The organism is Enterobacter sp. J49 (assembly GCF_002148625.1).
GTDB lineage: Bacteria > Pseudomonadota > Gammaproteobacteria > Enterobacterales > Enterobacteriaceae > Enterobacter > Enterobacter ludwigii.
Window position 1 is genome coordinate 20,033 of record NZ_MWPY01000028.1, and the last position, 12,697, is coordinate 32,729.

Annotated in this window: 14 protein-coding genes; 10 read left to right on the plus strand and 4 right to left on the minus strand. The window is 56.2% G+C overall.

The features are described from left to right. The first annotated feature begins 4 nt into the window (after positions 1 to 4). Both BJP35_RS07375 and BJP35_RS07380 read left to right on the plus strand, forming a co-directional pair. Positions 5 to 1,018, plus strand: a complete 1,014-nt coding sequence (locus BJP35_RS07375; RefSeq protein WP_086462998.1) for an OmpG porin family protein — start codon at positions 5 to 7, stop codon at positions 1,016 to 1,018. Between the two features lie 107 nt (positions 1,019 to 1,125). Continuing rightward, on the plus strand, positions 1,126 to 2,076 hold the full coding sequence (locus BJP35_RS07380) for an aminoimidazole riboside kinase (protein ID WP_086462999.1): 951 nt from the start codon (positions 1,126 to 1,128) through the stop codon (positions 2,074 to 2,076). 210 nt (positions 2,077 to 2,286) lie between these two features. Here the strand turns inward: BJP35_RS07380 and trpS are convergent, their stop codons facing one another. Then, positions 2,287 to 3,288 (minus strand): tryptophan--tRNA ligase, encoded by a 1,002-nt coding sequence (gene trpS, locus BJP35_RS07385; RefSeq protein WP_086463000.1) that lies wholly within the window; start codon positions 3,286 to 3,288, stop codon positions 2,287 to 2,289. A gap of 199 nt (positions 3,289 to 3,487) precedes the next feature. Here trpS and fosA point away from each other — a divergent pair, with 199 nt between their 5' ends. Beyond that, the gene (gene fosA / locus BJP35_RS07390; RefSeq protein WP_086463038.1) at positions 3,488 to 3,913 is read left to right on the plus strand and encodes a FosA/FosA2 family fosfomycin resistance glutathione transferase; all 426 of its coding nucleotides are present in this window, start codon (positions 3,488 to 3,490) and stop codon (positions 3,911 to 3,913) included. On the opposite strand, the gene BJP35_RS07395 is transcribed toward fosA, so the two are convergent. Then, the gene (locus BJP35_RS07395) at positions 3,899 to 4,906 is read right to left on the minus strand and encodes a LacI family DNA-binding transcriptional regulator (RefSeq protein WP_086463001.1); all 1,008 of its coding nucleotides are present in this window, start codon (positions 4,904 to 4,906) and stop codon (positions 3,899 to 3,901) included. The two genes, fosA and BJP35_RS07395, sit on opposite strands and share 15 nt — an antisense overlap. 185 nt (positions 4,907 to 5,091) lie before the next feature. On the opposite strand from BJP35_RS07395, the gene BJP35_RS07400 reads away from it, so the two are divergent. Beyond that, on the plus strand, positions 5,092 to 6,180 hold the full coding sequence (locus BJP35_RS07400) for a cellulase family glycosylhydrolase (protein WP_086463002.1): 1,089 nt from the start codon (positions 5,092 to 5,094) through the stop codon (positions 6,178 to 6,180). A gap of 45 nt (positions 6,181 to 6,225) precedes the next feature. Then, positions 6,226 to 7,620 (plus strand): MFS transporter, encoded by a 1,395-nt coding sequence (locus tag BJP35_RS07405; protein WP_086463003.1) that lies wholly within the window; start codon positions 6,226 to 6,228, stop codon positions 7,618 to 7,620. 33 nt (positions 7,621 to 7,653) lie between these two features. Here the strand turns inward: BJP35_RS07405 and BJP35_RS07410 are convergent, their stop codons facing one another. Further along, positions 7,654 to 8,040 carry a VOC family protein gene (locus tag BJP35_RS07410; protein WP_086463004.1) on the minus strand — a complete coding sequence of 129 codons (387 nt, stop codon included), beginning with the start codon at positions 8,038 to 8,040 and terminating at the stop codon, positions 7,654 to 7,656. A 93-nt stretch (positions 8,041 to 8,133) separates the two neighbouring features. On the opposite strand from BJP35_RS07410, the gene BJP35_RS07415 reads away from it, so the two are divergent. From BJP35_RS07415 to BJP35_RS07425, 3 genes are all read left to right on the plus strand, one after another. Then, on the plus strand, positions 8,134 to 8,904 hold the full coding sequence (locus BJP35_RS07415; RefSeq protein ID WP_086463005.1) for a DeoR/GlpR family DNA-binding transcription regulator: 771 nt from the start codon (positions 8,134 to 8,136) through the stop codon (positions 8,902 to 8,904). Between the two features lie 63 nt (positions 8,905 to 8,967). Beyond that, positions 8,968 to 9,570, plus strand: coding sequence for an ATP-dependent Clp protease proteolytic subunit (locus BJP35_RS07420; protein WP_014168451.1), 603 nt, complete (start codon positions 8,968 to 8,970; stop codon positions 9,568 to 9,570). A 115-nt stretch (positions 9,571 to 9,685) separates the two neighbouring features. Beyond that, positions 9,686 to 10,807, plus strand: a complete 1,122-nt coding sequence (locus BJP35_RS07425) for a cupin domain-containing protein (protein WP_025205676.1) — start codon at positions 9,686 to 9,688, stop codon at positions 10,805 to 10,807. A gap of 38 nt (positions 10,808 to 10,845) precedes the next feature. On the opposite strand, the gene BJP35_RS07430 is transcribed toward BJP35_RS07425, so the two are convergent. Continuing rightward, on the minus strand, positions 10,846 to 11,040 hold the full coding sequence (locus tag BJP35_RS07430; RefSeq protein ID WP_014168453.1) for a DUF2767 family protein: 195 nt from the start codon (positions 11,038 to 11,040) through the stop codon (positions 10,846 to 10,848). A gap of 229 nt (positions 11,041 to 11,269) precedes the next feature. On the opposite strand from BJP35_RS07430, the gene BJP35_RS07435 reads away from it, so the two are divergent. Further along, a complete protein-coding gene (locus BJP35_RS07435; RefSeq protein WP_086463006.1) occupies positions 11,270 to 11,503 on the plus strand; it encodes a DUF2171 domain-containing protein in 234 nt (77 codons plus the stop codon). Between the two features lie 138 nt (positions 11,504 to 11,641). Beyond that, positions 11,642 to 12,595 carry an AraC family transcriptional regulator gene (locus BJP35_RS07440; RefSeq protein WP_086463007.1) on the plus strand — a complete coding sequence of 318 codons (954 nt, stop codon included), beginning with the start codon at positions 11,642 to 11,644 and terminating at the stop codon, positions 12,593 to 12,595. Positions 12,596 to 12,697 lie beyond the last annotated feature (102 nt).

Genomic DNA, 12,697 nt, shown 5'->3' on the forward strand with positions numbered 1-12,697 from the left:
TATTATGAAAAACTATCATGCCCTGTCTGTTATTTTTGCTCTTCTGTTTCCCGCGCTGGCCAATGCGAGCATGAGCATCATGAAGGACCCCTCGGGAAAGGTTGTTGCCGTGGACCCGTGGTCCTATCTGGATGAAGAGGTTATGTGGACCTCAGCCCGCTCCTCCAATCCTGCCGGTGGCCGCGTTCATGGCCAACTGAAGATGAAATATGCCATTGAGGACAATAACTGGCGTAACAGCCATTTCCACAACGGGAATGATTCACTGACGTTTGTACAAGGCGTGATGCGACACGATGCGTTACCCGGTTGGTATCTGGCTTTTTCTGAGGGCAGAGCCACCAACTATAACGGGACGTGGGAGGATCAGTCTTACCTTAGCCAAAACCAGTGGACTCAGTTGATCATCGGCCATGAATATTTTTACAAACGTCTGCGCTATGGCTGGGATGTCATGGGTGGAAGCGCCTCAATCGAGGACCGCTGGCAAGTCCGCGTTAAGTTCTTTACCGATCTTCGGGTTACGGACAATTTCTCATTCTTTAACTATTTGTATCAGCAGATCGATCACCGCCGCAGCGGTGGATCGCAAAATGACCGCGACGTGCGTTCATTTCAGATTGAGCCTGGCGTGCAATATATTATTAATAACACCACCGGCGTCTGGTTCCGCCAGCAATTTGCCTCTGCCATTTTAGACAGGGCGCAATGGGGCGATATTGACGAAAAAAGCTGGACCACGTCAGTCGGCGTCTGGCGCAACTGGGGGAAATTATCCACAACGCTCAGCGGCGGGTATGGCCATTATAAGAAATACAATGCTCAGCCTGAAGATGGCGAAGTCTTCCAGAATACCCGCAACCGCTTCCTGAAGGTATCGGCGAATTATCCTTTGACCTCTCGTTTTACCGTGTCCGGAGAAGTTACTGGCTCGTTGATAAAACAGGACGGAAGCTGGGTGACCCACGGTGAGGCTGTTACCACCGAATATAAGCTGATGCTGGATTATAACTTTTAAACCGTATGCCTGGATAATCCATGGCACCTGTTCACGCTTAAGCACTATTAAAAAAGTGACCTTCCCGCAGGTCACATTTAAAAATTAATTATTATTGAGGAAATGTCATGAATATCTGGACTCTTGGCGATGCAGTGGTGGATCTTCTACCGCTTTCAGACATGCAATATCAGGCCTGCGCAGGAGGAGCCCCGTTCAATGTGGCAATTGGCGCTGCGCGTCTGGACTGCCAGAGTGGTTTTATTGGCCGGGTTGGTGAGGATGACTTTGGTTATTTTCTGAAGAAAACGCTGTCTGACGCAGGCGTTTCAACCGAAAGTCTGCAGTTGGATAATCAGCACAGAACCAGCACGGTATTGGTCTCTCTGGGCCGCGCTGGCGAGCGTGGATTTACGTTTTTAACCAACCCTTCCGCGGATCAATTTTTAACGCCCGATGCGCTGCCCGACTTTAGCGACGATATTCTGCACTTCTGCTCTCTGGCCCTGGTCGCCGAAACGTGTCGTCATACGCTCGTCACCGCCATCAGCCATGTAAAACAGCGTGGGGGATTACTGAGTTTCGACGTGAATTTACGGGAGCAAATGTGGCCCGATAAGCATGAAATGCTCGAGACGGTGTGTCATTTCGCCGCCCAGGCCGACATTCTTAAACTCTCGGAAGAAGAGTGGCACTGGATGACAGGCTCTCACGATTTTTCCCATGCGCTTAACGCTCTCAATGCTCTGCCCGCGCAACTCAAAGTCGTGACCTACGGTGAGCAAGGTGCCATGGTGCTGTGGCGCGACAGCGTTATTCATTTCGACGGTTATACCGTCAACAGTATTGATACAACCGGGGCTGGCGACGCGTTTGTCGCAGGGTTGCTGGCCTGGATTGCACATCGCGGGATGCCGCAGAATGTTGAACAACTCCACCAGTCCATTGCTCAGGCCAGCGCCTGCGGTGCCCTCGCGACAACGCGCAAAGGGGCGCTGACCGCGCTACCTGATACCAACGCACTTAATAACTTTATCACTCGATTCTCGCTACCGGATTACGAGGTGAAAAAGGGTTAAGCAGGGTGAGAACATGTTTTGTTCTCATCCTGGATATCAGCGCCGTCCAGACCATTGCGCAGGGCGGTTAGCCGCATCGGTAGAGATATCCCCTGACGCCATCCCTCCAGACTCACTACCGCCGCCACTGCTGCGAGAGTGCGGTGGTTCTGGTTGTGAAGGCCACAGATGCAGGCGTCGACTGAGGAGAAGACGACTGTAATCGCGAGTTCAAAACACCGGCACCCCCAGCCCAACCTTCACTTCCCTCAGTGTCCCCTGCGTCACCGCCTGCGCTCGTTCCGTGCCGCGCTTCAGCATCGCCATCAGCTCCCCTTTATCCTGCATGTACATCGCCCTCCGTTCCCGCATCGGTGCAATCAGCTCCTGCAGGCACGCCTCCAGCTCGTTCTTGCATGCCCGGTCACCCAGTCCGCCCGCCTGATAATGCGCCTTCATCGCTGCCACTTTCGCTTTGTCCGGATGAAACGCGTCGAGGTAGGTAAACACCACGTTTCCCTCAATCTGCCCCGGGTCGCTCACCTTCAGGTGGTTCGGGTCGGTGTACATGGCACTGACCGCACGGTGAATCGTCTCTTCACTGGCAGAAAGATGCAGGGTGTTGCCCAGTGATTTCGACATCTTGGCGCTGCCGTCGATGCCGGGCAGGCGGCCGGTGTCGCTGAGCATCGCTTTGCAGTGGCGCAGCACCGGGGCAGGCAACAGGCTGTTCATCTTGTGCACAATCTCATTGGTCTGCTCAATCATCGGCAGTTGGTCGTCGCCGACGGGGACGCACTCGGCTTTGAACGCAGTGATGTCCGCCGCCTGGCTGATGGGGTAGGCCATAAAACCGACCGGCAGCGAGCGGGCAAAGCCTTTCTGCGCAATCTCATTTTTCACCGTCGGGTTACGCTCGACGCGGGCGACGGTGACGATATTCATATACAACATTGTCAGCTCGGCGAGAGCGGGCAGGGCGGACTGCAGGCAGAGTGTCGTCAGGTTCGGGTCGATGCCGGCGGCGAGGTAGTCGGCGAGCACTTCAGGGATGTTGTCGCGAATTTTTTGTGGGTTGCTGCCGTTGTCGGTCAGCCCCTGCAGGTCGGCAATCAAGACATACTGGTTATGCGTCTGCTGTAGCGCCACGCGCTGGCGCAGCGAACCGACGAAATGGCCCAGGTGCAGCGGGCCGGTTGGGCGGTCGCCGGTGAGGATGGTTTGAACGTTCATAAAGACTCCTTAATGTGCAATTGCCGAAAGGGGTCTTAGATATGTGAAAGCCGCCTTTCGGCGGCTATCTGAAAATGGGGAAAACTACTCCGTGCCGCCTTTAAGAAGGCAGCCACCAGCGGTTTACGGTGAGCACGGCGTGGTTTATGTTCATGAAGTTACCGTACCACGTCTGGCGCAAAAAACAAAAGGGCACGTCATGCTGCAATCACTCAACCATCTGACCCTCGCGGTCAGCGACCTGCAAAAAAGCGTTACCTTCTGGCACGAGCTGCTGGGGCTGACGCTGCACGCCCGCTGGAATACCGGGGCCTATCTTACCTGCGGCGATCTGTGGGTCTGCCTGTCGAACGACGAGGCGCGCCAGTATGTGCCGCCGCAGGAGAGCGACTATACCCATTACGCGTTTACCGTGGCGGAAGAGGATTTTGAACCGTTCTCGCACAAGCTGGAGCAGGCGGGCGTTACCGTCTGGAAGCAGAGCAAAAGCGAGGGGGCATCGTTCTATTTTCTCGACCCGGACGGGCACAAGCTGGAACTGCACGTGGGCAGCCTCGCCGCGCGGCTGGCGGCGTGCCGGGAGAAACCCTATGCCGGAATGGTCTTCACCTCAGACGAGGCTTGATGTCCGTACCTTCAGCCTGCCCGCCAGCGTCACATGGGTGGCGGCATCTTCCTGATTGCACAGATACTCCACCGCCAGCCGTCCGAGTTCGCTGTAGGGGAGCTGGATACTGGTCAGCGGTGGGGTGAGTTGCTCGGAGATCTTCTGGTCGTCGTAGCCCGCCAGCAGCATATCCTGCGGGATGCGCACGCCGTTTACCGCCAGCGCCTGATAGCAGCCGATCGCCAGCCAGTCGCTGGCGCAGAAGATGGCGTCCGGGCGTTCGTCCAGCGCCAGCAGAGAGGTGGTGGCGGTAAAGGATTCGCTGAACTGCCAGTTGGTCTGGCGCACCAGACTTTCGTCACAGGCTAAACCGGCCTGCTGTAAGGCGGCCTGATAGCCGGCCAGCCGCTGGCGGGAGGCCTCCATCCAGCTCTCGCCGGTGATGTGGGCGATACGCGTTGCGCCGCAGGCGATGAGGTGTTTGGTCACCTGGAAGGCGTTGGCGTAGTCGTCCGGAATAAACGACGGCAGCAGCGGCGAACCGGGATCGCGCTGATTGAGTAGCACCAGTGGAATGCGGGTGCAGTCCTGAAAAGCGGTCATGTCGACAAGCGTGGTAACGGGGGAGGCGAGGATAATCCCCACGCAGTTGCGCTTCTCCAGCTGGCGGATAATGTTCAGCGCCAGCTCTATGTCATCACCGTAGTCGTACACCGTCAGCAGCGCTTCGTTGCGCCATGCGGCTTCCCGCGCCTGACTGATGGCATCGATAAACGGATCAAAGCTTTGCAGGGAACTTACCAGCAGGGCGATTTCCTCCTGGTTGCGCGGGGCGTGAATGGCAGGCAGGCGGTCGTAGCCGAGCTCGGTCGCCACGCCGATCACCCGCTGGCGGGTCTCGTCGCTGAGCTTGATGTTACGGGACTGGTTGAGCACCAGCGATACCGTCGCCTGCGACACCCCCGCCGCCCGCGCAATATCGTTCATCGTGACTTTTGTTTTTCGCTTCATCCGTCCTCTCCCTCTCGCGACACCGCATCATACCCTAACTGTTCGCTTACGCGCCGTCGATCACGTTTCTTATTCGCGCCTGCGTGAACTTTGTGAAGGCTGTCGCTTTTCGGAGCGTCATGAATTGCGCATTTATCCCGCAACTAATATTTATTAGCTAAATATTATCAGTAAGAGGACGCGTAATGAAAGAGCAGTGGAGCAGGGAGCAGGCACAGGCGTGGTATCAGCAAAAAGGCTGGCTGTGTGGGTTTAACTATTTACCGTCGACGGCGGTGAACTGGACCGATATCTGGCAGGAAGAGACCTTTGATATCAGCACCATCGATCGTGAACTGGGCTGGGCGGCGGAGGCGGGCTACAACACCCTGCGCATCAACCTGCCGTTTATTGTCTGGGAACACGACCGCGACGGCCTGATGGCGCGCATCGACGCGTTTCTGGCGATGGCCGACAGCCACGGGTTCAGCACCATGCTGACCCTGATGGACGACTGCGGTTTCTCCGGCGATGAACCGTATCTGGGGCCGCAAAAACCGCCGGTGCCGGGCAAGCACAACAGCCAGGCGGCAGCGAGCCCGGGGCGCGATAAAGTCTGCAATCCCGACTGCTGGCCGCAGATTGAGCGCTATATCCGCGACGTTATCCGCCAGTTCCGCGACGATGAGCGCGTACTGCTGTGGGATCTGTATAACGAGCCGGGCAACCGCGGCATTTTTGCGACCGGTACGCAGGAGGTGCAGTACGACGCGAAGCTGGAGACCTGCGCGCATGAGCTGATGAAGCTGGCGTTCCGGTGGGTGCGTGAAGAGGATCCTACTCAGCCGCTCACCGTCTGCGCGTGGCGTCTGCCGGCGGAAGAGGAGGACGAGACGTTTTATCAGCATCCGCTGGATCAAAGCGCGCTGGCGCTATCCGACGTGGTGAGCTTCCACGCTTACACCAACACCGGACGCATGACCGCGATTATCCAGCAGTTGCAGGCGCTTGGGCGGCCAATCTTCTGCACCGAATGGCTGGCCCGCCACGTGGGCAGCACCCTCGAGGAGCAGCTCCCGCTGATGTACACGGCGAAGGTCGCGCCGTATCAGTGGGGGCTGGTGCGCGGTAAAACCCAGACGTGGCTGCCGTGGCCGGTGGTGATGAAGGAGTCTACGGACTACTGCCGCCTCTGGTTCCACGACGTCTTTGAGGAGAACGGTATCCCGTTCTCGCGCAGTGAAATGGCCTTAATGAAGAAGCTCCGTAAGATCGCCCCGAAAGCGCAGGGCTAATAATATCGACCCGGCGGCCTGCCGCCGGGCAACCAGGTACGCACTATGGCAATGACAATGAAAATACCGTCTCGCGAGTTGTGGTCTTATTTTGGTTATGGATTAGGTCAGTGTTTTAGCTTTGGTTTAGTGGGTTCGTTTATTAACTATTTTTACACCGACGTGCTGGGGATTTCGGCGCTGGCGGCGAGTACCATCTTCCTGATTGCCCGCGCGTGGGATGCGGTTCACGACCCGCTATTTGCCAGCATAATGGACACCATTAACACCCGGTTCGGCAAGTTTCGCCACTTCTTGCTGATCGCCCCGTTACTCATTACCGGCGTCACGCTGCTGTCGTTCTATAAAATCGAAGCGGACATGACCACCAAAATTCTCTACGCCGGGGTGACGTACATTCTGTGGGGAACGCTGTACGCCATCTCTGATATCCCGTTCTGGTCGATGTCGTCGGTGATGACTAATGACTCCGGGCAGCGCACCCGCGCGGTGACGGCGGCCATGCTGGGGGTTAACGCCGGGATCGCCTGCGCCAATATTTTCTTCCCAAAACTGGCGGCGTTCTTCGCCCAGTACAGCAACGACAAAGGCTATTTTATGGCGGCGCTGGTGATGATGCTGGTCGGCCTGCCGCTGATGCTCAACGGCTTTATGCAGATTAAGGAGCGTGTGCCGCCGAGTCCGGAAAAGGTGACGATACGTGACACCTTCCATAACCTGCGCCAGAACAAGCCGCTGTTTATCGTTCTGCTGTCGTTCTTCTTCTGCGTGTTCCATAACGTGGCCGGCGGCCTCTACATCTATTTCTTTATCAACAATATGGGTGACGGCAGCCTGCAGATGGCGATCGGCGTGATGGGGATTATGGCGGCGGTGGTGTGTCTCGTCGCCCCAATGCTGACGCGCAGGATGCAGAAGCGGAAGCTGTTTATGATCCTCTGCGGGCTGGATGTTGCGGTACGCGTGGTGATGTGGTTTGTGGGCTATCAGCAGACGGCGATGCTGTTTATCCTGCTTGGCCTGAGTACGCTGTTCGTGATGATGTCCAACATTCTCACCTCGTCGATGATTGCCGACACCATCGAGTATGCGGAGTACCACACCCACAAGCGCTGTGCGGCGATCACCTTCTCCGGACAGACCTTTACCGGCAAGATGTCGGTGGCGGTCGGCGGTGGGCTAATCGGCGTGTTTCTGACGATGATCGGCTATGTCCCGCAGGCACAAACCCAGAGTGACGGCGTGCTGTCGGGGCTGTTCTTTGGTATCTGTCTGCTGCCGGCCATCGGCTCGCTGATCCGGCTTGGGTTTATGTCGCGCTTTACCTTTACCGAGGAGAAGCATGCGGAGATTTGCCGGTTGCTGGCGGAACGTCAGCACGAGAAAGCGCAGCAACATGAGGGCGAGGAAAATCTGGCGCGCCCGGCCACGGTGAATTAAACCTTAACGCCTGCATGGCAGGCGTTATGTCTTTTACTCTCCTGTGAGCTCAATCCGGTTGCCGTCCGGGTCCGCAATCACCGCCTCATAAAACCCATCCCCGGTCATGCGGGGGGCGCTGAGCAGGGTGCCGTTTGACTGCGCCTGCGCCGCCATACGGTCCACATCTGCCTGGCTGCCGACGTGAATGGCGATATGCGCCCAGCCAATAAACTCCGGATGAGCCGGGGCGTCGGGCAGGTCCGGCACCGTCATCAGTTCAAGGGTTGGCCCGCCATCCAGGGTAATAAAATGTGACGCAAAGCCCGGGCGATTTTTACTGTGATAGCGTTCATTACGGCGTCCGCCAAAAACCGTTTCCCAGAACTGTACCTGTGCATCAAGGTGTCGGGTCCAGAGTGCAACATGGGCAATGTTCATTGTTATCCTCGCGGTGAGTGCTGATTGACAGAGCACGCGCAGTGCAACATTATGCGCTTTGATGCTCGGTTTTGTTATTTTAAAGGACTTATAATGCTCGATTATGCTGCTTTTCCGGAGCAACGACAAGCGCTGATCCGTCAGATCCTTCAGGAGAGCGGAAGGGTGGTGTGCACCGAACTGGCGACACAAATGACGGTCTCCGAGCACACCATTCGCCGTGATTTACATGAGCTTAGCAAAGAGGGCTTCTGTAAAAAGGTCTACGGTGGCGCGGTACTTCAGCTGCCGGATGCGGGGACATTTAGCCGCCGCGAGCAGGAAAACAGTGCACAAAAAGCCACAATCGCGCAGAAAGCGGCAACGCTGATCAAGGCAGGTGGCTGTATCTTTCTGGATACGGGCACCACCAATCTGGCGCTGGCGAAAGCCCTTCCTGCCGAACTCAGCGTGACGGTGGTGACCAACTCCCCGGCCATCGCGACCGCGTTGCTGCAACATCCGCTGTGTGAGGTGATCATCACTGGCGGGCAGATCCAGCGGGCGTCCGGCGCGACGGTGGGTGCCACGGCTGCAAGCCAGCTTGAGGGGATTATCTTTGATCAGGCCTTTATCGGTGGCTGTGCGATGGATCCTGAGATGGGGCTGACCGGCTTTGATTTTGCCGACTGTGCGTTCAAAAAAGCGGTGATCGCCCAGAGCAACCAGACCATCGTGGCGTTGACTGCTGACAAGCTTCCCGGCGTGGCGCGCTTTGTCGTGGCAAAGAGCCGGGACATTGATGTGCTGGTGGTGGACGCGAATATTAAACAGGACGTTATCGACGCGTTTGCGGCGCAGGATGTTCGCATTGTGTGCGCCTGAGGACTTTGACCGGTAAAACAGGCTACACTCTGGTTTTGAGCGCTAAATGCTGAGGACATAACAATGCACTACACACTGAAAGAAGGCGATAAGGATAAAGCGGAAGGGTCAAACGGCGCGGGCGCGCTGCAGCAAAAACTGCTCGAGTCCCGCTCGATTGTTATCTCCGGTGAGATCAACCAGGAACTGGCGCAAAAAGTCATTACCCAACTGATCCTGCTGCAAAGCGTGAGCAACGATCCGATCAAGCTGTACATCAACAGCCAGGGTGGCCACGTGGAAGCGGGTGATACCATCCATGACTTCATCAAGTTCATCCGTCCGGACGTACACATCATCGGCACCGGCTGGGTGGCGAGCGCCGGGATCACCATCTTCCTGGCGGCGAAAAAAGAGCACCGCTACTCTCTGCCCAACACCCGCTTTATGATCCACCAGCCGCTGGGTGGCGTGCGTGGTCAGGCGACGGATATTGAGATTGAAGCGCGTGAGATCATCCGCATGCTGGATCGCGTGAACAAGCTGATTGCTGACGCCACCGGCCAGCCGCTGGAAAAAGTGAAAAAAGACACCGACCGCAACTTCTGGATGTCTCCGGCAGAAGCGCTGGACTACGGCATTGTGGGTAAACTGATTACGCATTATGACGATCTGAAGCTGGATTGATCCCTCAGGGCCGGACGTTTGCGCCGGCCTTTTCCTCTCGTTTGACCCATGACAAGTTCCCCCTTGACCGTCTCCCCTATAATCGCGCCTGTTTACCCTCTCACTGGTGCTACCCATGGCGTATCAACTGAACCTGAACTGGCCGGAATTTCTTGAAAAATACTGGCAGAAACAACCCGTAGTGCTGAAAAATGCCTTCCCTGATTTTGTCGACCCGATTACCCCGGACGAACTGGCAGGGCTGGCGATGGAGCCTGAAGTCGATAGCCGTCTGGTCAGCCATTCCAACGGTAAATGGCAGGCCAGCAATGGTCCGTTTGAGCACTTCGATGGCCTGGGCGAAACCGGCTGGTCGCTGCTGGCGCAGGCGGTGAACCACTGGCACATGCCTGCCGCGGAGCTGGTGCGCCCGTTCCGCGTCTTGCCAGACTGGCGTCTGGATGACCTGATGATCTCCTTCTCTGTCCCTGGCGGGGGCGTGGGCCCGCATATCGATCAGTACGATGTGTTTATCATTCAGGGGATGGGAAGCCGCCGCTGGCGCGTGGGTGACAAGCTGCCAATGCGCCAGTTCTGCCCGCATCCGGCACTGCTGCACGTTGATCCGTTTGAGCCGATCATCGACGAAGATCTGGCCCCGGGCGATATCCTCTACATTCCACCTGGCTTCCCGCACGACGGCTTTACCCACGAAACGGCGCTCAACTACTCCGTCGGTTTCCGCGGGCCGAACGGCCGCGATCTGATCAGCAGCTTTGCCGATTACGCGCTGGAAAACGATCTGGGCGGCGAGCACTATAGCGATCCGGATCTGACCTGCCGCGAACATCCAGGACGCGTAGAACAGTACGAGCTGGATCGTATTCGCCAGATGATGATCGACATGATCAGCAAGCCTGATGATTTCACAAAATGGTTCGGTAGCTTTGTCTCAACGCCGCGCCATGAGCTGGATATTGCCACCGCGGAACCGCCGTACACGGCAGAAGAAGTGCTTGATGCATTGCAGGGGGGCGAAACGCTGTCTCGCCTGAGCGGTCTGCGCGTGTTGAATATCAACGGTAGCGTCTTCATCAACAGCGAACTGCTGGAAACGGTAGATGCGAAGGCCGCGGACGTGCTGTGTCGCTACACGGAACTCGGCCAGGCGGAGCTGGGCGAGGCGCTGAACAATCCGGCGTTTATTGACGAACTGACCGGACTGATTAACCAGGGCTACTGGTTCTTCGACGAGTAATGGCTGGGGGCGTTTAGCCAGGCTAAACGCCGCCTCGTTCAGACCAGCATATTACAGGCTTTCCAGTAATTCAGGAGCCGCTCATCGTCGCGCTCCTTCTCTGCTTTTGTTTTCATCGCCTGCGCCAGATTTTCACGCGACAGCTCGTGGCCTTTTTGCACAATGTCTAAAACCGCTTCACCAAGAGCCAGTGAAATTTCTGTACGATTATTACGAATATTATGAATCGTCATTAATGCCTCCTCGTTGGTTGCGATAATGTAATTATGAAATAAAAAATAAACATCGAGAATAATTCATCTTATTCTTATTTTTTCATAATGCTTCGCTATGCCTCGCGGTAGTCATAATATCCTGTTGTGTCAATGATGTTTCAAAATGCTAATAAGCTCCCGTAAGCCAAATTTATGCGCTACAGTTAATTCCGTGCAACGGCCAAATAACCAAAACGGGAGAATTATTATGGTAGATAAAAACGCAATTATGGATCACGCTCAGGTTGTCGCCAGCTGCGGAACACACGTCGGTGTTGTGGACCATCTGGATGGCGAGCGTATAAAGCTTGCGAAAAGCGATCTGGAATCCGGTGGGAAGCACCACTTTATACCGCTCGGCTGGGTGGACAAAGTGGATGATAATAAAGTTGTCCTGACCAAAAACCATAAAGAGGTTTTTGCTGACTGGCAGCAAGTATAAATATATCTCTTTAACTGAAATATATTTCTTCGCTCCGGCTCAGACCGGAGCGTAATACGTTTTATGCCCAGTGATTGCTGCCACCACCAATGAATGGTACTGTTTCGTTTGTCCTTTCCCCGATGCAGGCACCGTCATATGCTCCAGCGTGAAAATAGATCAGCGAAACGCCTGTTTTTTGTTGAGGATTTTCAGATATTCGGTGAGCGCTACGGCATCGACTACCGGTTCCCGCAGTTAAAAGATACGCAGGTCAACAACCGCGCCGTGCTGCAGGGGAATGTGGAAGAGATGACGCTTTCATCCGGCATTTCACTGACCCACTCCAACGTTCGCGTTTTACAACCTTACGAAACCACCTCTCGCCATAGCAGCCCACTCTATATGCTGGTGGTGCTGGAAGGAGGCGTCACGATCGCGCTCAATGGCGTTGAATATGTCGTACGATCCGGCATGGCCTTCAGCTCCCGCCTGAGTGAAGAGCAGATAATGTGCGCGCGTCACGATGCCGACAGCACGCTGAAAACGCTCTCGTTTGGTCTGTTCCCACACGATGCCAGGCGCGAGACCCTGCTTGAGTCGCTGCTCCAGGAATGGCAAAGCCTGAATGCGCCCACCCTGGTCTGGCACGTTCCTGAGTTTATCCTTGCGGGGATCCAGCATGCTCAGCAGCAGGGTCTAAGCGCGTTATCCCGTCAGCTGTTGCTGGAAGGGCTGATGTATCAGCTTCTGGGCCAGGGTTTGGCGCAGCGCCAGCAATCCTTCCCGTGCCGGCCTGAGCATGCGCGTCTTGAACGCGTGCGCAGCAGGCTGGAACAATCACCGGAGCAGGATCATACTCTTGCACAGCTGGCCGCCCTCGCCGCCATGAGCCCGAGCAGCCTGCGCAGCAAGTTTCGTCAACGCTACGGCTGCACCCTTTTCGATTACCTGCGTGAATGTCGGCTCGCGCTGGCGCGTCGCTATCTGCTTGAAGGCTACAGCGTGCAGCAGGCGGCGTGGATGTGTGGCTATCAGCACGCCACCAATTTCGCTACCGCGTTTCGTCGCCATTACGGTATTGCACCGGGCGACGTGCGAAAACGCCGCTAACCTACTTTCTCTCTTCGCGCGAACGCAACCCGTGCGGTTTAGCACCGCGCATACGTATCCTGGCGGCGCGCATAGCTGTTTGCTCTCTCAAAAAGGTAATAA

Excerpts from the sequence above, each read along its gene's own strand:
- BJP35_RS07425 (WP_025205676.1), top strand. The coding sequence starts at position 9,686 with ATGGCGTATCAACTGAACCTGAACTGGCCGGAATTTCTTGAAAAATAC.
- fosA (WP_086463038.1), top strand. The coding sequence starts at position 3,488 with ATGCTGCAATCACTCAACCATCTGACCCTCGCGGTCAGCGACCTGCAA.
- BJP35_RS07395 (WP_086463001.1), bottom strand. The coding sequence starts at position 4,906 with ATGAAGCGAAAAACAAAAGTCACGATGAACGATATTGCGCGGGCGGCG.
- BJP35_RS07420 (WP_014168451.1), top strand. The coding sequence starts at position 8,968 with ATGCACTACACACTGAAAGAAGGCGATAAGGATAAAGCGGAAGGGTCA.
- BJP35_RS07430 (WP_014168453.1), bottom strand. The coding sequence starts at position 11,040 with ATGACGATTCATAATATTCGTAATAATCGTACAGAAATTTCACTGGCT.
- BJP35_RS07380 (WP_086462999.1), top strand. The coding sequence starts at position 1,126 with ATGAATATCTGGACTCTTGGCGATGCAGTGGTGGATCTTCTACCGCTT.
- BJP35_RS07405 (WP_086463003.1), top strand. The coding sequence starts at position 6,226 with ATGGCAATGACAATGAAAATACCGTCTCGCGAGTTGTGGTCTTATTTT.
- trpS (WP_086463000.1), bottom strand. The coding sequence starts at position 3,288 with ATGAACGTTCAAACCATCCTCACCGGCGACCGCCCAACCGGCCCGCTG.
- BJP35_RS07415 (WP_086463005.1), top strand. The coding sequence starts at position 8,134 with ATGCTCGATTATGCTGCTTTTCCGGAGCAACGACAAGCGCTGATCCGT.
- BJP35_RS07435 (WP_086463006.1), top strand. The coding sequence starts at position 11,270 with ATGGTAGATAAAAACGCAATTATGGATCACGCTCAGGTTGTCGCCAGC.
- BJP35_RS07440 (WP_086463007.1), top strand. The coding sequence starts at position 11,642 with ATGCTCCAGCGTGAAAATAGATCAGCGAAACGCCTGTTTTTTGTTGAG.
- BJP35_RS07400 (WP_086463002.1), top strand. The coding sequence starts at position 5,092 with ATGAAAGAGCAGTGGAGCAGGGAGCAGGCACAGGCGTGGTATCAGCAA.
- BJP35_RS07375 (WP_086462998.1), top strand. The coding sequence starts at position 5 with ATGAAAAACTATCATGCCCTGTCTGTTATTTTTGCTCTTCTGTTTCCC.
- BJP35_RS07410 (WP_086463004.1), bottom strand. The coding sequence starts at position 8,040 with ATGAACATTGCCCATGTTGCACTCTGGACCCGACACCTTGATGCACAG.